The following is an 18,403-nucleotide window of genomic DNA, read 5'->3' on the forward strand; positions in this document are numbered from 1 at the left end:
CTCAATCGACCTACGGCGCTTAATCTGGCGCTATGGCCGGGTTGCGATAAGCTTCGCGATACTTGTCGACCCACATTGAAGTGGCACCGCAAATGGCAACCGGCATCACGATAAAGTTGACTATAGGGATCATGGAAAACAGGGTGACGGCGGCGCCGAAGCTCATACTGCTGCCCTTGGTATTTTTCAGGGCAAACTTCATCTCTTTGAACGCCACCTTGTGGTTATCGAAAGGATAGTCACAGTATTGGATACTCATCATCCAGGCACTGAAAATAAACCAGACCACAGGGAAAACGGTTTGGCCAATCACAGGGATAAAAAACAGCAGTAAGATCAATATGGCCCGCGGCAGGTAATACACCAGCTTTTGCCATTCGCGGCCGAGGATCCGCGGCAGATCCTTGATAAAATCCAAGGTGCCGCCGGTATTGAGCGGCTTGCCGGTCAGCAGTTGCTCTACCTTTTCGGCCAACAGGCCGTTAAATGGCGCTGCCAGCCAGTTCATCACGGAACTGAAGATAAACGACAGCAGCACCAGCAAGGTGATAATCGCCAGTGGCCAGAGGATCACATTAAGCCAACTGAGATAGTCCGGCAGTTGGCCTTCGAGCCAGGCAAACACATTTCCCAGTTGGCCTATGGCAAAATAGATGACGCCGGCAAACAACAGCAGGTTGATCATCAGCGGAATAAACACAAAGCTGCGCAAGCCCGGTTGCTTGATCAGGCTAAAGCCTTGGAGAAAATAGTTGACGCCGCTCTTGGCGGGTCTTGAAGATGCGGACATGTACCACTTACTCTCAATAAAAGAATACTTAGGCCGATTTTGAGCAACCAAGGCCACGAAAACAAGGGAAAAACGCAGCCAAGGGAATAAAAAGCGTTACAAAATGCGGCCCGCTTTGCTAAAGTGACAGCGCTTATACAGCTTCTTGGGCCAGGACGGCGGCGTTTCAATCAGGCTATTGAATTTCCTTCAGGATTGGCCCGTAAAACAAAAACAATCGGCACTGACATCCAACGGCAAATATGAGACTCAAACAGATAAAACTCGCTGGCTTCAAGTCATTTGTCGATGCTACCAAAATCCCTTTTCTCAATCCGCTGACGGCCATTATCGGCCCCAATGGCTGCGGTAAATCCAATGTGATTGATGCCGTGCGCTGGGTGCTGGGTGAAAGCTCGGCCAAACATCTGCGCGGTGACTCCATGGCCGATGTTATCTTTAACGGCTCCAGTGCCCGTAAGCCTGTTTCTGTCGCCGGCGTTGAGCTGGTATTCGACAACGCCCTTGGGCGTATCGGCGGCCAGTATGCCAACTACGGTGAAATTTCCGTCAAGCGCCAGGTCTCCCGCGATGGCGAAGCCCTTTATTTTCTCAACGGTCAAAAATGCCGCCGCAAGGATATTACGGATATCTTTATGGGCACCGGCCTTGGGCCGCGCAGCTATGCCATCATAGGTCAAGGCACCATCTCCCGCTTGATAGAATGCAAACCCCAGGAACTCAGGGTCTTTATCGAAGAGGCCGCGGGCATCTCCCGTTATAAAGAGCGGCGCAAGGACACGGAAAACCGGATTCGCCATACCCGTGAAAACCTTGAGCGCCTGGGGGATATTCGCTCCGAGCTGGGTAAGCAACTGGATAAGTTGACGATTCAGGCTCAGGCCGCCAAACGCTATCGGGAATACAAGCAAAGTGAGCGGCGCTTGCATGCCGAACTCTTGGTGATGCGTTTCCTGGAGCTCAATGAGCAGGCCGAGGCGCAAAACAGCGAGATAGAAAGGCTGGAGACTGAGCGGGCGCAGCAGCAGGCGCTGAAACAAGAGTTGGAGTTGAGTTTGACTCAGCAAAAGCTGGCTCTGGATGAACTCAGTGAAAAGGAGCAGCGCCAGGTTGCCGATTTTTATCATAACAACACTGAAATCGCCCGTATCGAGCAGCAACTCAAGTATCTCAAAGAGCGGGATAAACAGCAGGCATCTGAATTGGGTGCGCTGCAACAGCAAATCGCCACATTGAATGAACAGCTGGCTCAGGCCAAGCAGCAGGAGCAAACCCTGGATGACAGTTTGCAGCAACATTTGCCGCGCCAGCAGGTGCTGGAAGAACAGCAGTTTGAACTGAGCCAACAGTATGAAGCGGCGCTCTGGCAAAGTGAAAGTCTTGCCGGTGAGTTGCAACAAGCGGTGACTGCGGTCAGAGATATCAAGCATCAGCAGGAACTCGCCGCCACCCGGGAGCAGCATCTTAAGCAGCAACATGCACAGCGCAGCGAGCAGCTTGAGAAGCTCAGTGCAAGATTGCAGCAACCTGAGACCGATAACGGGGCAAACCCGGCTGAGCTTCAGCAGCAGGTCAGCTTATGTAAGTCACAATTGGCGGCAGCTAAAGCCGATGTCGAACGCCATGGCGCAGAGTTGATTAAGGCCCAGGAGGCGTTGGAGCTGGCAAGACAAGTGGAGCAACAGTTGGTGCAGCGCCGCTCGGGGCTAACTGGGCGCCTGGAGCTGATAAGTCAGTGGCTCGAAGGTGCCGCTCAAGCAACGCAAGAGACACAAACTGCCTTGATTCCGCTTTGGCAGGACATTCAGGTTGAGGCCGGTTGGGAAAAGGTGGTTGAGGCCTGGCTTGGCCCCTTGATGCGCGCCGCTGTCTATCCTGACTGCAAACCATTTGATGGCAAAGGTTTTGCTCAGACTCGTCGCCAAAGTTGGGGGCCGGTCAGCGCCGGCGTCAACTTAAGCCCTTGGCTTAACAGGGTGCGCTGGGCCGAGTCGGCGCAGCAGGCATCCAGCTTGCTCGAGCAGGGGCTGGCAGAGGGGGAGCTGATCCTCTGCCGTGATGGCGACCTTTTTGCGCAAGATGTAAAGCTGACGCTTGCCGAGGATGGCCAGTCACTGGTGAAGCTGACCGCCGAGCAGGGCGCCCTTCAATCTGAGCTCGATAAGCTTGCGAGCGAGAGCCGGCAGGCGCAGCAGCAAACTACAGCGGCCCAGGATAGGTTCAACGAATTAAGGCTGGCTCAGCAACTCAAGTCCGAGGCGCTACAGCAACAGCAACTGGCATTGACCCGCGCAGTGATGGCTTGTGAGGCGGCCACCGAGCAGGCGGCACGCGAACTTAGACAAAAGCAACAGATAGAAGCGGAAATTACCGAGCTGAAAGAGCGCCTCGAGCAGGAGCAGTTTGAGCTGGAGACGCTGATTGAGAGTCAGTTTGCTGCCGATGATACTCTTTATGAGCGTCAGCGGCAGGAGCGATTGCTGAGTGAGCGTCACAACGAGGCCAATCAGCAAAAAAAAAGCCTTAAAGTCAGCCTGAGTGAACTTGAGCGCCAGTTAAAAACCTTGAACGGAACTCTGGCGGAGCAGAAAACCGCCTTGGCGTTGGCAGCGCAGCGGCGCAAACAGTTGACCGAGCAGTTGCAGCAGGCCGAGCACAAACGCAGTGAGTTGCTGGATAAACCGCAGCAGGGTGCAGATAGCGCCGAGCTGCAACCGCTTGAGCAACGCCTGGAAGGATTGCTTACGCAGCAACACAGGATGCAGACGGAGCTTGAGCATACCCGGGCCAAACTTGCCAAGCAGCAACAGCAGTTGGATAGTACAGCTTTAAAGCAAAAACAACAGCTTGGACAACTGGAGCACTTGACTCAGACAATCAGCACGTTAAAGTTACGTCGCGAGGGATTGAAAGGTCAGGCCGACAGCCAATTGGCGCAGCTCAGTGAGCAGCAGATCAAGCTGCATGAAGTGGCGGCAAACCTGCCTGATGAAGCAAAAATCGCGCCCTGGCAGGACCAACTGGAATCGGTTCGGCGCAAGATAAGTCGCCTCGGCGCCATTAACCTGGCGGCCATTGAAGAGTATGAGCAGCAAAAAGAGCGTAAGGCTTATCTCGATGCCCAGGATGAAGACCTCAACAAGGCGCTGGCCAGTCTCGAAGAGGCGATCCGCAAGATAGATAGGGAGACCCGCAGTCGTTTCAAGGCGACTTTTGAGCAGGTCAATGCCGGACTGGGAGAGTTGTTTCCCAAGGTATTTGGTGGCGGCAGTGCCTATTTGGCGCTGACAGATGATGATTTACTCGATACCGGAGTGACCATCATGGCCCGGCCACCGGGCAAGAAGAACAGCACGATTCATCTACTTTCGGGTGGAGAAAAGGCGCTGACGGCTTTATCATTGGTGTTTGCGATTTTCAGACTCAACCCGGCGCCTTTTTGTATGCTGGATGAGGTCGATGCACCTTTGGATGACGCCAACGTCGACAGATTCTGCCGTCTTTTGCAGGAGATGTCGGACAGCGTACAGTTTATCTATATCAGCCACAATAAACTCACTATGGAGATGGCTGATCAACTGATAGGTGTCACTATGCATGAGCCGGGTGTCTCTCGCATAGTCGCAGTCGATATTGAAGAAGCGGTGGCTATGGCCGACGCCGGATAACCATAGGAAAACAGGTAACCAATGGAAGATTTGCAACTGGTATTGTCTGTGTTGGGCGCGATTGCCATTATTGCCGTGCTGGTTCACGGTTTCTGGTCTATCCGCAAACAACAGCCCAAGTCGCTGAAAGAAAATCCGCTGACAGGTTTCTACAAGGACCAGGCCCGGCGTGACAGTGAAGGTTTCGATGCCGATGGAATTGGAGAGGTGAGGGTGCGTAAAGTCTCACCGGATGAAAAGCCACCCAAGCTCAAGAGCAGCAAGTTGCGTAAACCTGGCTTTCAGTCGCCTCAAGCAGATGAGAGCGAAAGTGAACAGGCGTTTTCCCTCTCAGGGGCCAAACCCGAGCCCAGAGTGAACAGCAAGCCACAACGGCAGGAGCCTGTGTTGCATCTCGATGATGACCAAGATACCGCCGAAATGCAGATGGAGTTGGGGCTCGGTGCCGATGCACAGACAGACAATGCCCATTCCACAGTTGAAGCCGAATATCAGGAAAACAGCCAGCCAGAGCCACAACTGGCTACTGAACAACAGACCCGCGAGCAGGCCAAGGAAGAGTCGCGCCACGATGAGTTGCCCGATCCCAAGGATGTTTTGGTACTGCATGTGGTTGCCAAAGAGGGCGAGAGCCTCAGCGGCGCCGAGTTGCTGCCTTGCCTGTTGGCACTGAACTTCAAGTTCGGTGATATGAATATTTTCCATCGCCATGAAGACAACGCCGGTACGGGGCGGGTGCTGTTTTCCCTGGCCAACATGGTTAAGCCCGGGGTGTTTGACCCGGACAATATGGAGCAGTTCAGCACTCAGGGGGTAGTCCTGTTTATGACCTTGCCTTGTCATGGCGATCCGCTGATGAACTTTTCCATCATGCTCAACTCCGCCCATCAATTGGCGGATGACCTCGGTGCCGAACTGCTGGACGGCCAGCGTCAGCCATGGCATCAGGATACCAAACAAGCCTACCTGGGCCGTATTCGGGCTCAGGGCTGATATTCATCAGGGAGCCAGTGTGAGTCTCTCTATTCAAGGCCGCCTCTGCGGCCTTTGTTTTGTGCGGAATTTTTATGCAAGCCATTGAAAACGAAATTGATCAGCTGATAAGCGCCATTAATGAGCACAACATTCGCTACTATGTGGATGACAACCCCAGCATTCCCGATGCCGAATATGACCGCCTGATGCAGCGGCTCAAGGCGCTGGAGACCGAGCACCCTGAGTTGCAACGTAGCGACTCGCCAAGCCTCAGAGTCGGTGGGCTGGCGTTGGCCAAGTTTGAACAGGTAACTCACCTCAAACCTATGCTTAGTCTGGACAACGCCTTCAGCGAAGAAGATTTTGCCGCCTTCCATAAGCGGGTGACTGACAGAGTAGGCGAGTTCAGCTATTGCTGCGAGCCCAAGCTCGATGGGCTGGCTGTCAGTATCCTCTATCGCGATGGCGTGCTGGAGCGTGCCGCCACCCGTGGTGATGGTGCGGTCGGTGAAGATATTACCGAAAACGTTCGCACCATTCGGGCGGTGCCGCTGAAACTCAGGGGCGATGACTATCCGCCGCTGTTGGAAGTGCGTGGTGAAGTATTCATGCCCAAGGCGGCCTTCGAGGCGCTCAACGAGCGTAACCGGGTCAAGGGAGACAAGCTGTTTGTCAATCCGCGTAATGCCGCTGCCGGCAGTTTGCGGCAGCTGGACTCCAAGATCACTGCCTCTCGGGCACTGGCGTTTTACGCTTATGCATTGGGCGTGGTTGAGCCGGAATCCTTCCCGCTGGCGGACACCCATCTTGGGCAACTGCAGCAGCTTAAAACCTGGGGATTGCCGATCAGCAGTGAAATCCGCCTTGCCAAGGACCTCAGCGAAGTGGATGACTACTACCGGGATATTATGGCGCGCCGCAGTGCTTTGGCCTATGAAATCGATGGTGTGGTATTCAAGGTCAACAGCATAGAAGCGCAGCAGACACTGGGATTTGTCTCCCGTGCACCGCGCTGGGCCATCGCCTATAAGTTTCCGGCCCAGGAAGAGATGACTCTGCTCGAAGGGGTCGACTTTCAGGTAGGCCGCACCGGCGCCGTGACACCGGTCGCCAGGCTCAAGCCTGTGTTTGTCGGTGGGGTGACAGTTTCCAACGCCACTTTGCACAACGCCGACGAAATCGCCCGCCTCGGGGTTAAAATTGGCGATACTGTGATCATTCGCCGTGCCGGTGATGTTATCCCGCAAGTGGTTGCTGTGGTGCCGGAAAAAAGACTTGAGGATGCCAAAGAGATCTGTTTCCCGGCGCAATGCCCGGTTTGTGGCTCTCAGGTAGAACGCCTCGAGGGCGAAGCCGTGGCCCGCTGCACCGGTGGCCTGTTCTGCGAAGCGCAGCGCAAGGAAGCCATCAAACACTTTGCCTCCCGCAAGGCGCTGGATATAGACGGCATGGGCGACAAGATAGTCGAGCAGCTGATCGATAAGGAGCTGGTAGAGAGCCCGGCGGATCTGTTCTCACTCACGGCTTCGGCCCTGACCATGCTGGAGCGGATGGGGCTCAAGTCGGCCACCAATCTGGTGCAGGCCATAGAAGCGGCCAAACAAACAACCCTGGCCAAGTTTCTCTACGCTTTGGGGATCCGTGAGGTGGGTGAATCCACCGCCGCCAACTTGGCACGGCACTTCAAAGAGCTGGATGCCCTCAAGCAAGCGAGTGTCGAGCAGCTTATTGAAGTGGAAGATGTTGGTGCCATAGTGGCTCAGCATGTGGCGCACTTCTTTGCTCAGCCCCACAATCTTGAAGTTATCGATAAACTGCTGGCTGCCGGGGTGACTTGGCCGGCCATCGAAGCGCCGTCTGAAGACAAGCAACCGCTCAAGGGCCAGACCTGGGTATTGACCGGCACTTTGAGCCAGATGAGCCGCACTGACGCCAAGGCGCAGCTTGAGGCGCTTGGCGCCAAAGTGTCCGGCAGTGTCTCCAAGAAGACAGACTGCGTGGTGGCCGGCGAGGCCGCTGGCTCTAAATTGACCAAGGCCAATGAGCTTGGGGTCAAGGTGTTGGATGAAGCCGGCCTGCTGGCGCTGCTGCAATCCTGAGCTTAATCTATCTGCTTGAGCCCCGGCAGGCAGCGGGGCTTTTTTCTCTTTACTCAGTGGCAACCAATCCGGGGGATATGGGACTCTTGAGATTGTAGAGTCAAAATAGCCAAACAGCTTGTACCTGGCTTCTATTTATTGCGCCACATAACTTGAATTGTGTTGCCACAGGACCCACCTCATTATTTCGTAAGATGGCTGGCCGAGACTCGCTCTCAGATCGCCTCATTGAGGCTGCTTATGGAAGAGGCGTATCCCGCTGCTTAAAAAAAGAGTCAGTCATACGGGTGAACGCGGTCGGTTATTTTTATCATGGCTATGCCAGGCCTTGCCGGGTGGAGTCACAATGATGGGATTATGTCCTTGCTTAAATTTGAACATGTGCGCTGGCTTGACAATGACGGCCATATTAAGCCGCCATTACTGCTTTACATCATAGTGCTGTTTCTGGCCCGCGGCTGGTGTGTGTTTGTTGCATCCCTGACCCAAGCCAGCGACAGGGCCGCTCTGGTGCGGCTGTTTTATCCGGAAAAGAGTGACTTTCTATCATCTCTGGCCGCCGGCGCCGGCGCCTTGTTGATCTATGGTTTGATTCTGGCCGAGCGTAAACGGGTATTTGAGGCATTGATCCCACTGTTTCGGCAAATTCGCGGGTGGTTGGTGCTGTTGCTGGGGATAGACGGCGTGCTGCTTATTCAGCGTCTTGGTCACAACGATTGGTTGTTTAGCTGGAATCTGGCGTTGGATGCTTTATTGCTGTTCTGGTCCTTGCTCTACCTCGTCAAGTCGGTTCATTTGCGCCATTATCTCAACGACTGGCAAAAACAGGAGAAATTGGAGTGAGATAAGGAGCGATCCAATAAGGCAAGGTCGACAAATTTTTACTATATAAAACAGAGAGTGGCTGGCAGATTTCGGCTTGAAAAGTTATCACTAGCGACTTTTGGGATGAAATCTGAACAGAAAATTGTATGTATGGTGGATTAACGACTAAAACACTGTCAAACAAGCGATTTTTGTCATAAATTTGTCATTTCATTCTTACGTTTGGTTTCCAATGGTCTATAGTTAAGATTCTTGGATTTCATTTTTTAAAACCTTGTTTTATCAAGTTGTTTTCTGGAGAAACTTTGAGTGGCCAAAGCTGAAAGGATCCATCTCCCTCTGTCACGCCTGCAAACCGGCATCACAGTCAAACTGCCGCTGTCCTGGACAGATCATCCTTTTTTGTTCAATCGCATTGAAATCAAAGATGCCGGTCAGATAGAAATGATCCGTAATCTTGGGGTGCCCTATGTCATTTTAATCTCTGACGAAGACCTACTTAATGATGTGATTGAAGAGGAAAACGAGGCGCAGCAAGCAACAGAGCGAACAAAGGACAACCAACCGGATCCCAAAGCCTCTGCCCGCAAGGCGATACGCAAGAGTCAGGGACGCTTTTTGAATGCCATTAATGACTGTCGTACCGTAGTCAGTAAGTTAGTGTCTGATCCTGAAGGCGCCATTCGTGAAGCCTCTGCTTTAGTTGAGCAAATGCTGGACCATCTATTGGAGTCTGGTAATCCCAAGTTAGCCTTGGTGTCCAGTGGTGAAGGGACTCCCAGCGTGACACAGCACGGGATATCAGTTGCGGTACTGGCCTTGATGATCGGCCATTCGCTTGAGTTGTCCAAGGACAAGCTGAGGGATATAGCATTGGGTGCGTTGCTGCATGATATCGGCAAACTCAAGGTGCCAGATGCCATCAGGCGTAAGCGCAATCCCTTGAGTCAGCATGAAAGCAACTTTCTCTCCATGCATCCCAATTTTGGTTATGACATGCTCAAACGCAGTGGCTTGTTTGGTAATGAGGTGTTGCATATTGTGAAGCATCACCATGAGTTTATCGATGGCTCAGGTTATCCCGATAGGCTTAAGCTGGCCAAGCTGCCATTGACCACTCAGATAGTCGCGCTGGCCAATGATTATGACAGTCAATTGGCTCGTCAAGAGATAGTCTCGCCGCAAATTGCTTTGGGATATCTGTTTAAGAATCGGGTTGGCAAGCATCAGGAGCAGCTGATTTCGGCGCTGGTGAAGGTCTTGGGGATTTACCCGCCAGGCACCTTGGTGAGCTTGTCTGATAATAATGTTGGTAAGGTGATGATGACCACATCGGAGGTGCGCCAACCTCAGGTATGGGCTTGTAAAAACGATGGTAGCGAGCCTAAGTTGCGTTTTTTGATGGACGAAGAGGTTAGCGTGGAAGCCGTACTCAAGTCTGAAGAGCTGACTGAAGGTGCTTCAAGAACCCTGCAGGCCGGTGCTGGCATCAGTTTCTATTTCAGCGCGTTGGAGTAGCTTGCAACCCACGCTCTCTTGCCGTGAGCGGCCAAACTTTGGCCACTCATATAACCACCTCTGGTTTTTATTCTCATTTGTCTTATGCTTGAGCTCGGTATACAGCGGAGTAGGTCGATGAAACATGTTGCGGTTTGGGGCTGCGGTTGGTTCGGTTTGCCATTGGCAAGGGAACTGGTCACCAGAGGGGTTAAGGTATGCGGCAGTAAGCGTACCGAGGAGGGGGCGGAGCTGTTAAGAAAAGAAGGGATGGATGCCGTGACCCTCAACCTTGCTGAGCCCGCACCTTTACCTTCGTTGCCGGATGACTGTGATGCTCTGGTACTCAATATTCCCCCCGGTCTCAGGCGCGGCGACAATGATTATCTAGCTTCTCTCGAGCGTTTATTGCCAGTAGTTGCAGTAAGCGGTATCAAACGTCTGTTGTTTATCAGTAGTTCAGGGGTTTACCCTCAATCCCAAGGTGTAGTCACTGAGGCGACTCCTGTTGATGCATCGCCGGACAGTTATTCCGGCACCTTGGCGATGGCTGAGCGGAAGATACTGGCGCTTGCCAGTGAAGGTCTCAAAGTCACTGTCATTCGCTTTGCCGGTTTAGTCGGCCCAGGGCGCCACCCCGGGCGCTTCCTCGCAGGGAAGACCGGGTTGCCCGGCGCAAACGCCGTGGTGAATCTGGTGCATCTCGATGACTGCATAAATGCTTGCCTGCAGTTATTGACCGTCGCTAACCCCGGGGCTATCTATAACCTTTGCACGCCCTGTCATCCAACCAGGAAAGAGTTTTATCCGGCAGCTGCCAAAGCGATCGGTTTGGCGGTGCCCGAATTTGCTACTGATAATGGAACGGGTAAGTGGGTGGATGGTTCTCTCATCTGCCGCGAGCTTGAGTTTGAATACTGTTATCCCGAGGCAGAGAGTCTTATTGCTGCTTGCCAATAAAAAGCGTGATTAAAAAAGAACATGAGGAAAACCTATGTCTTTGTTATCCAAAATGGTTAGAGTCTTACCTTTGATACTCCTGGCCCTCAGTAGTGTAAGTGTCAGTGCGGCCGATTTTCAGGAAGGGCGAGACTATATCAAGGTGCCTGGGATCCCTGAAGCAAAGAGCGGTATAGTCAGAGAGTTTTTCTCCTATAACTGCCCCCATTGCTACTACAAAGATCCCTTGATGCAGCAGACTGCTGAACTGCTCAAGGGTAAGCTGGATTTTGAGCGCACTCCGGTCGGTGCGGGGCGCCCTTCCTGGATCCTCAGTCAGGAAGCCTATTATCTGGCGCAAAAATTCAGGATTACCAATCAGGTGCACGGCAATATTTTTAACCGGATCCATGAGAAGCATCAGGCCTTCGAACGACCTCAGCAGTTGAAGGACTTCTTTTTGGCGCAGGGGGTCAATGAGCAAGAACTCAACCAGACTTTGGGCTCGGCCGACAGCAAGCTGGCACTGGCCAATTATGATACTCAAACTCAGCTCTCCGGGATCCGGGGAGTGCCTTCTCTCTTGGTCAATGGCAAATATTTGATCACCTCGAAAAGTTCAGACCCCAAGGAACTGGCGGCGCTTATCCTCTACCTGAACCAGGAAGCACCATAGATACAACACTGTTTTAAATACAATCAAGAGGCCAAAAGGCCTCTTTTTTTATCTCGTTTCTAATGCTTAGAGTTAATTCTGTACGGGTTAGTGGCTGGGTTTGGTTAGCCGTAACTCCATCTTGACCACTTTTCATTAAGGAGATTGGACTCTTGCTTTATTCACTAAATGGGGAATAGAGCAGCTTTTTTATCAAAATATCCTGAAAATCACTTCGACATTGGTCTAATAATTCGTAGCAAATAAACGAGCGTTTAATTGATGATTTTTATCTTAACTTTATGATTGTATTTGCTTTACTTTGATTGTTAATGGTGTGTGAATTTTAGCTTAGACTAAGGTCTTGATTGTAGCGCTCCCGGCGGTTGCTAGATTAACTGTGACTTAATAATTATTACCACAGGGGAGTCGCTATGGGTTTTGAAAACAATGACAAGGCAAAGGGGTACTGGCGCGAAAATTTGCGCTTGGTACTGGGACTGCTGGCCATCTGGTTTGCTGTTTCCTACGGTTGTGGGATTTTACTGGTGGACGTTCTCAATGAAATTCATTTTATGGGATTCAAGCTTGGCTTCTGGTTCGCCCAGCAAGGTTCCATGTATGTGTTCGTAGTGCTGATTTTCGTTTATGCGGCCAAAGCGAATGCCTTAGATAAAAAATATAACGTACACGAAGACTAAGGAGCGGGCCGATGGATGTTCAAACACTAACATTTTTAATTGTGGGGCTCTCGTTTGCCCTTTATATCGGGATTGCCATCTGGTCAAGAGCCGGTTCTACCAAAGATTTTTATGTTGCAGGTGGTGGGGTGCACCCTGTGATGAATGGGATGGCGACGGCGGCAGACTGGATGTCGGCAGCTTCCTTTATCTCGCTGGCAGGTATCGTCTCCTTCGTGGGGTTTGACGGCAGCGTGTACCTGATGGGCTGGACCGGCGGCTATGTGTTGCTGGCTTTGTGTATGGCACCTTACCTTCGTAAGTTCGGCAAGTTTACTGTGCCTGACTTTATTGGTGAGCGTTATTACTCCCAGGCGGCTCGAGTAGTGGCTGTGATCTGTGCCATTTTCATCTGTTTTACCTATATTGCCGGACAAATGCGTGGTGTTGGTGTGGTGTTCTCTCGCTTCCTGGAAGTGGATGTCGATACCGGGGTGTATATAGGTATGGCAGTAGTGTTCTTCTACGCGGTACTCGGAGGCATGAAGGGGATCACCTACACTCAGGTGGCGCAATACTGTGTGCTGATCTTCGCTTTTATGGTTCCGGCCATCTTTATCTCTGTGATGATGACAGGTCATGTCATTCCGCAAATCGGTTTTGGCGCTGAGCTGATAGATGCCGCCGGGAATGATACCGGGGTGTATCTGTTGCAAAAGCTCGACGGCCTGCAAACCCAGCTGGGGTTCTCTGAATATACCGAAGGCGCTAAAAGCACCATAGATGTATTTGCTATCACGGCAGCGCTTATGGTGGGGACTGCCGGTCTGCCCCACGTGATTGTGCGCTTTTTTACCGTACCCAAGGTAAAAGATGCCCGTATTAGCGCCGGTTGGGCACTGGTATTTATTTCCATCATGTATACCACTGTGCCGGCCTTGTCAGCATTCTCCCGGGTAAACATGATAGAAACCATCAATGGCCCTGAATCTACCGGTGTCGCCTATGAGTCTGCGCCGCAGTGGATTAAAAACTGGGAAAGTACCGGGCTTATCAAGTGGAACGATAAGAACGGTGACGGCAAGATGTACTATGCCAAGGGTAACCTCACCGACGACAGCAATAATGAAATGGATATCGATCGCGATATCATGGTGCTGGCGACCCCTGAAATCGCCGATCTGCCGGCTTGGGTGATTGCCTTGGTGGCGGCCGGTGGTCTGGCGGCAGCGCTGTCTACTTCTGCGGGCTTGTTGCTGGTGATCTCAACTTCGGTATCCCATGACTTATTGAAGAAAAACTTAATGCCGGACATTTCAGACAAGAAGGAGCTGTTCTATGCGCGAACCGCGGCGGCTGTAGGCGTTGTTATCGCAGGCTACTTCGGGATCAACCCACCCGGTTTTGTGGCGGCAGTGGTGGCTTTGGCATTCGGGTTGGCGGCATCGTCACTGTTCCCGGCAATTGTGATGGGGATTTTCTCCAAGTCGATGAACAAGGAAGGGGCCATTGCCGGTATGGTGATGGGGCTTGGTTTTACTGCGGGCTATATCATCTACTTCAAGTTTATCAATCCGGCTGGCAATAATGCCGATAACTGGTTGTTTGGTATTTCGCCGGAAGGTATCGGCATGGTTGGCATGATAATCAACTTTGTTGTAGCGATTATCGTTGCCAAGATGACAGCCGCTGTTCCTGAACATGTGCAGGAAATGGTTGAGTCTATTCGCTTCCCTAAAGGGGCAGGCACGGCGCAGGATCATTGATCTGCAGTCGCATAAATAGAAGATCCCCCGCTTAGCCGGGGGATTTTTTATCAATCTCGCTTGGGTTGGATGCTCACCTTGCTATTTTTCTTTGGTTTGGGCCTTCTGTTTCAGAGCCGGCGATATTCGACTAAAGCCAGATAGTCAGTACTCTTCAGAGTGGGCAATACTGTGATGAGTCAATTCAACTTTAAAGGCCGCCCATGGATGAGAGTGAACTGCTGCCCATTCGCAACTTTCTGCAACAGACGGTTCCTTTCGATGAACTGCCGCAACCCATGCTGGATCAATGTTGCCGCGCCATCAGCATAGGGTATTACAGCAAGTCGATGAAAGCCGTGCCGCTGGATTCAGCCAATCCCATGCTCTATATCGTTCGCAGTGGCGCCTTTGAAGTTCGTGATGCCGAGGGCGAACTACTTGACCGCCTGGGAGAGGGCGATTATTTCGGTTTTCCCTCTCTGCTGTCGGGTGAAGAGAGTTGTAACAAGGTACTGATCCTTGAAGATGGCTTGGTCTATCATGTGCCGCCGGCGCTGTTTGATACTCTGCGTCTGGAATGCCGCAGCTTCGATCGTTTTTTTAACCGAGCCTATGCCAAGAGGTTGCGTCATCAAGGGCGTTTTCGGGCCAGGGATCTGACCACTACCAGCCGGATCAGCACCCTGATGACCCATGAGCCCATTGGCGTCGATCACCGCTTTTCCATCACAGACGCGGCCAAGCTGATGCGGAAGCACAGGGTGTCGTCTGTACTGGTACTGGATAATCACAAACTGGTGGGGATACTCACCGACAGGGACCTGCGTAATCGGGTGCTGGCCGAGGGGCTTACCGGCAATGAAGCCGTGTTTCAGGCCATGACAGGTCAGCCTGTGCATATAGAGGCTCAGGCTTTGGTATTTGAAGCCATGCTGCTGATGAGCGAGCACAATATTCACCATCTGCCGGTCATGGAGCAAGGGCAGCCGGTGGGGATGATCACCAGCACAGACATATTGCGCAGCCAGGCATCCCAACCTTTGCTGCTGATTGGCGAGATAGAACGGCAAAAAGATTTACAAAGCCTCATCAGTGTCAGTCGGCAGATCCCACTTTTGCTGCAAAATCTTATCAGCGCCGATGCCCGTGCCGAGGAGATTGGCCGGGTACTGACCTCAGTTACCGATGCGCTTACCCGCAGACTTATCCAGCTCAATCAGGCGCTGCTCGGGGAGGCGCCGATGGCGTTTTGTTGGTTGGCATTTGGCTCACAGGGACGGCAGGATCAGGCCGCCTGCTCGGATCAGGACAATGGTTTATTGCTGGCCGAAGAGCCGGATGAGCATGCCAGAGGTTACTTTCAGGCCTTGGCAAAGGGGGTGTGCGCCGGGCTCAATGAATGCGGTTATGTATACTGCCCCGGGGATATCATGGCGCAAAACCCCAACTGGTGTTTGTCGCTGGCAAGCTGGCAGCAGAAGTTCGCCTCCTGGGTTAACACCCCTGAGCCCAAGGCCTTGATGCATGCCAGCATCTTTTTTGATATGCGCTCCGTATATGGGCCGGACAGCCTGTTTGCTGCGCTGCAGGACAAGGTGCTGGCGCAGACCAAAGATAACGATATCTTTCTGGCGGCCTTGACCGGCAACGCCTTAAGTGAGTCGCCGCCATTGGGGTTCTTCCGTAAATTCGTGCTTGACAGGGATGGCAGTGAGATCAAGGGGATGGACCTTAAACACAGGGGCAGCGCCCTTATCAATGATATCGCCCGGGTATATGCCCTGGCCGCCGGCGTTAAAGAGGTTAATACCGCCAAACGGATCCGCGCCTTGATGGAGAGCAAGCTGTTGAGCCGCAAAGATGCCCTAAATCTCGCCGATGCCCATGAATTTATTGCCCATATGCGGCTGGCCAATCAGGGGCGTCAGTTTGACCAGGGCCAGAAGATAAGCAATTTTCTGATGCCGCAGGCGCTCTCTTCGCTGATGCGCCACCAACTCAGGGATGCCTTCAAAGTGGTGCATGATGCCCAGGCGGCGCTGAAACTCAAATTTACCCGGAGTTTCTAGGATGCATTTGCTGCATAGAACCCGTCTGGCCTGGCATTGCTGGCAGGCAAGAGAGCCACTCAAGTCTTTTTATCAGGCCTTGAGCCTTGTGTTATCTAAGCCTGTGGCAGAGGCACCCCTGATGGCGCTGGACCTGGAAATGACCGGCCTTAAGCCGGGTTGCGATCAGATCCTCTCCATAGGTGTGGTGCCGATCAACAAAGGCAGACTGGAGCTCAGCGGCGCGCGCCACAAATTGGTGAGTATTGACGGCAGTGTCGGTCAGAGCGCCACGATTCACGGCATTATGGATCGCCATCTTGAACAGGGGGCGCTGGCGCCCGAACAGCTCTTGCCTTGGCTGCTACGGCAAAGTCAGGGGCGCATTTTACTGATGCATCATGCTCCGTTGGACTGCGCTTTTCTCAGCAGGCTTTGTCAGCAGGCGTATGGTACTAAGCTGCATCTTCCTGTGATAGATACGCTATTGTTGGAAAAGACGCGCCTGCAGCGACAGCAGGAGGTGTTGTCAAGCGGTAGTCTGCGCCTCGGTGCCTGTCGCAGCCGCTATCATTTGCCGCCGTACTCGGCCCACAACGCGCTGACCGATGCGCTGGCTTGTGGCGAGCTGTTTCTGGCTCAAAGTAGTGATGCCGCCAAAGAGCCCGTGGCCGATTTCCTATCCTGGATATGACAAGGTACTGAAAAATTATATTAAAAAACTGCATTTAAGACCGAGGATTAAGTCGGTTTAATCCGATAAACTTTTCAAGGCCAACCTTCCCCAAGGCTTTTCATGCTTACCTATGAGTCAACTACTAGGCAATACTGCCTCATATTTGGTACTGCAAAGCCTGATTCTTCAAATAAAGCTCTGTTTTATTTCTTCTTTAACAGCGTCCAGGTCTTGAGGATATTCGGCTACCAACACCAGGTAAGCTGAGTCGGTTTTTATCGCCTCTCCCCGGTATTCGCTATCGGCAAAGGCTTCGGCCAGCATTACCCTGTGTTCAGGGGGCACAATAAACACTGTTACCTTGCCTTGTTCACCGGCCAATACCAGGTGAATACTCTCAATTCCCTGAAAATCGCAGAAAGTGCTGTAAAACACCCTTCCTGGTTGGCTGTTGAATCTGGCATTGCCCAATCCCTTAAGTGATGCCAGTTCGGCATTGATCGCTTGATAAGAGATATCGGCATTACTGGTCATGGCCATGGTTTCATGGCGCACATGGGCAAGTGCGTGTTGTCCTAAGTCCACCGGTCCCTGACGCCAGAGACTGAAACTGACTCCGGCAACAAATGCGATGGATGCGGCCATCGCCAGCATCCAGCCTGTACGTTTGCGTTGATGATGGTGCACGGCCAACTGTTGTTTCAGCAGCAGTTTTTCGCTCAGGTCTTCGGCCACAGGAATTCTGAGCGCCTGACTTATCTTGCCATCGAGTGCCTTGAGTTCGGCGACAAACGCCTGATTGTCTTCGTTTTGGCTTAGGGCCTCGAGAAACTCGGGATCCTGATTATTGGGGTCGCCATAGGCCTGGCGGCGAAACTTCAGCTCATCCATTGGATTGACCTCTGACCTTGGAGTGTTCCAGTGCTTCTTTTAACTGATTTCTGGCCCGAAACAAGCGGGTCATGACAGTATTTCGGTTTAGATCCAGTAATTGGGCAATTTCATCGCCACTGAATCCGGCTATCAGCTGTAATAACAAAGGCTCCCGATACTCGGGTTCCAATTGGGCTATTTGACGCCTGAGCAGGTAGTGCTCGGCATGTTCTTCCTGGCTCTGGGAACCGGGATCCTGCCAATGCTCTTCGCCGATATCGGCATAATCAAACTGCTTACGCTCAAAGCGGCGGGCATTTTCCCGCCGTAAAATAGTGATTAACCACGCCTTGGCCGCCTTGTCATCTTTCAATGAATCCAGCGAGCGCCAGGCCCGGAGAAACGTTTCCTGGGTAATATCTTCGGCTATATGGCGATCGCCGCAAAGCCAGAAGGCGTAGCGGTAGATATCGGCATGCAGCGCCCTGACCAGGCTATCGTAACGTCTTTGTTTATTCAGCATGTCAGAAATGACCGCATCATCAGACTTTTTCTTTCGCCAGCTATCGAACATTTTCATGCTTGTTTTATTTTTGTCATCATTAAGCTTAATGGCGTTGCAGGTGTTCTGGCAAATGGCGGTGGCATAAAGTGTGTCTAAACCATGAATTGGACTGGGTTTTGCAATATTAACGGATAAAACTCTAAGGCTATTAACGATATTTTTTGTTCATCTCGCAACTTTTTGATGACAATCGCGAGGCCGATAGCATGACTATGGTGCTAGTTTATGTTGCAACTCCATTGTTATCTTTAACGAATGCTCAATAGCGGACGAATGAGCTGATATTAATGGATAAGCATCTCCTCCAATGGGTATGCCGCCTAACCATAACATTAGCCATAACTTTAGCTATAACCATGGCGCGG

14 protein-coding genes are annotated in these 18,403 nt (G+C 52.1%); 11 read left to right on the forward strand and 3 right to left on the reverse strand.

All coding sequences use genetic code 11. The features are described from left to right. Positions 1-19: 19 nt before the first annotated feature. Positions 20-790 carry a sulfate transporter CysZ gene (cysZ, locus tag RC73_RS00640; protein WP_039032813.1) on the reverse strand — a complete coding sequence of 257 codons (771 nt, stop codon included), beginning with the start codon at positions 788-790 and terminating at the stop codon, positions 20-22. 242 nt (positions 791-1,032) lie between these two features. Between cysZ and RC73_RS00645 the strand changes: the two genes are divergently transcribed. From RC73_RS00645 to RC73_RS00695, 11 genes are all read left to right on the forward strand, one after another. Then, on the forward strand, positions 1,033-4,458 hold the full coding sequence (locus tag RC73_RS00645) for a chromosome segregation protein SMC (RefSeq protein ID WP_039032814.1): 3,426 nt from the start codon (positions 1,033-1,035) through the stop codon (positions 4,456-4,458). Positions 4,459-4,479: 21 nt separating this feature from the next. Next, positions 4,480-5,451: a cell division protein ZipA gene (gene zipA / locus RC73_RS00650; protein ID WP_039032815.1), complete on the forward strand. Its 972-nt coding sequence runs from the start codon at positions 4,480-4,482 to the stop codon at positions 5,449-5,451. Positions 5,452-5,525: 74 nt separating this feature from the next. Continuing rightward, on the forward strand, positions 5,526-7,532 hold the full coding sequence (gene ligA / locus RC73_RS00655) for an NAD-dependent DNA ligase LigA (RefSeq protein ID WP_052247898.1): 2,007 nt from the start codon (positions 5,526-5,528) through the stop codon (positions 7,530-7,532). A 357-nt stretch (positions 7,533-7,889) separates the two neighbouring features. Further along, on the forward strand, positions 7,890-8,375 hold the full coding sequence (locus tag RC73_RS00660) for a DUF2919 domain-containing protein (protein ID WP_101094802.1): 486 nt from the start codon (positions 7,890-7,892) through the stop codon (positions 8,373-8,375). A gap of 291 nt (positions 8,376-8,666) precedes the next feature. Next, positions 8,667-9,875: an HD-GYP domain-containing protein gene (locus RC73_RS00665; RefSeq protein WP_039032817.1), complete on the forward strand. Its 1,209-nt coding sequence runs from the start codon at positions 8,667-8,669 to the stop codon at positions 9,873-9,875. A 117-nt stretch (positions 9,876-9,992) separates the two neighbouring features. Continuing rightward, complete coding sequence (locus RC73_RS00670) at positions 9,993-10,814, forward strand: SDR family oxidoreductase (RefSeq protein WP_039032818.1); 822 nt, start codon at positions 9,993-9,995, stop codon at positions 10,812-10,814. Between the two features lie 34 nt (positions 10,815-10,848). Beyond that, positions 10,849-11,469: a thiol:disulfide interchange protein DsbA/DsbL gene (locus tag RC73_RS00675; protein ID WP_039032819.1), complete on the forward strand. Its 621-nt coding sequence runs from the start codon at positions 10,849-10,851 to the stop codon at positions 11,467-11,469. Positions 11,470-11,882: 413 nt separating this feature from the next. Beyond that, positions 11,883-12,149 (forward strand): DUF4212 domain-containing protein, encoded by a 267-nt coding sequence (locus RC73_RS00680; RefSeq protein ID WP_039032820.1) that lies wholly within the window; start codon positions 11,883-11,885, stop codon positions 12,147-12,149. A gap of 11 nt (positions 12,150-12,160) precedes the next feature. Beyond that, a complete protein-coding gene (locus RC73_RS00685) occupies positions 12,161-13,894 on the forward strand; it encodes a sodium:solute symporter family protein (RefSeq protein ID WP_039032821.1) in 1,734 nt (577 codons plus the stop codon). A 203-nt stretch (positions 13,895-14,097) separates the two neighbouring features. Further along, positions 14,098-15,945: a DUF294 nucleotidyltransferase-like domain-containing protein gene (locus RC73_RS00690; RefSeq protein ID WP_039032822.1), complete on the forward strand. Its 1,848-nt coding sequence runs from the start codon at positions 14,098-14,100 to the stop codon at positions 15,943-15,945. 1 nt (position 15,946) lies between these two features. Further along, the gene (locus RC73_RS00695) at positions 15,947-16,618 is read left to right on the forward strand and encodes an exonuclease domain-containing protein (RefSeq protein WP_039032823.1); all 672 of its coding nucleotides are present in this window, start codon (positions 15,947-15,949) and stop codon (positions 16,616-16,618) included. Positions 16,619-16,786: 168 nt separating this feature from the next. Here RC73_RS00695 and RC73_RS00700 read toward each other — a convergent pair whose 3' ends face one another. Next, complete coding sequence (locus tag RC73_RS00700) at positions 16,787-17,491, reverse strand: DUF3379 domain-containing protein (RefSeq protein ID WP_039032824.1); 705 nt, start codon at positions 17,489-17,491, stop codon at positions 16,787-16,789. Continuing rightward, a complete protein-coding gene (locus RC73_RS00705; protein ID WP_039032825.1) occupies positions 17,484-18,047 on the reverse strand; it encodes a sigma-70 family RNA polymerase sigma factor in 564 nt (187 codons plus the stop codon). The genes RC73_RS00700 and RC73_RS00705 overlap by 8 nt, the downstream gene beginning before the upstream one ends. Positions 18,048-18,403: the final 356 nt, after the last annotated feature.

The sequence above is a fragment of the Shewanella sp. ECSMB14102 genome, from assembly GCF_000813075.1.
In the GTDB taxonomy this organism is placed as follows: domain Bacteria; phylum Pseudomonadota; class Gammaproteobacteria; order Enterobacterales; family Shewanellaceae; genus Shewanella; species Shewanella indica.

Bases quoted from the DNA above. Each gene is read 5' to 3' on its own strand.
- RC73_RS00705 (WP_039032825.1), bottom strand. From the start codon at position 18,047: ATGTTCGATAGCTGGCGAAAGAAAAAGTCTGATGATGCGGTCATTTCT.
- RC73_RS00675 (WP_039032819.1), top strand. From the start codon at position 10,849: ATGTCTTTGTTATCCAAAATGGTTAGAGTCTTACCTTTGATACTCCTG.
- RC73_RS00660 (WP_101094802.1), top strand. From the start codon at position 7,890: ATGTCCTTGCTTAAATTTGAACATGTGCGCTGGCTTGACAATGACGGC.
- RC73_RS00645 (WP_039032814.1), top strand. From the start codon at position 1,033: ATGAGACTCAAACAGATAAAACTCGCTGGCTTCAAGTCATTTGTCGAT.
- RC73_RS00680 (WP_039032820.1), top strand. From the start codon at position 11,883: ATGGGTTTTGAAAACAATGACAAGGCAAAGGGGTACTGGCGCGAAAAT.
- RC73_RS00670 (WP_039032818.1), top strand. From the start codon at position 9,993: ATGAAACATGTTGCGGTTTGGGGCTGCGGTTGGTTCGGTTTGCCATTG.
- ligA (WP_052247898.1), top strand. From the start codon at position 5,526: ATGCAAGCCATTGAAAACGAAATTGATCAGCTGATAAGCGCCATTAAT.
- RC73_RS00695 (WP_039032823.1), top strand. From the start codon at position 15,947: ATGCATTTGCTGCATAGAACCCGTCTGGCCTGGCATTGCTGGCAGGCA.
- RC73_RS00685 (WP_039032821.1), top strand. From the start codon at position 12,161: ATGGATGTTCAAACACTAACATTTTTAATTGTGGGGCTCTCGTTTGCC.
- RC73_RS00700 (WP_039032824.1), bottom strand. From the start codon at position 17,491: ATGGATGAGCTGAAGTTTCGCCGCCAGGCCTATGGCGACCCCAATAAT.
- RC73_RS00690 (WP_039032822.1), top strand. From the start codon at position 14,098: ATGGATGAGAGTGAACTGCTGCCCATTCGCAACTTTCTGCAACAGACG.
- zipA (WP_039032815.1), top strand. From the start codon at position 4,480: ATGGAAGATTTGCAACTGGTATTGTCTGTGTTGGGCGCGATTGCCATT.
- cysZ (WP_039032813.1), bottom strand. From the start codon at position 790: ATGTCCGCATCTTCAAGACCCGCCAAGAGCGGCGTCAACTATTTTCTC.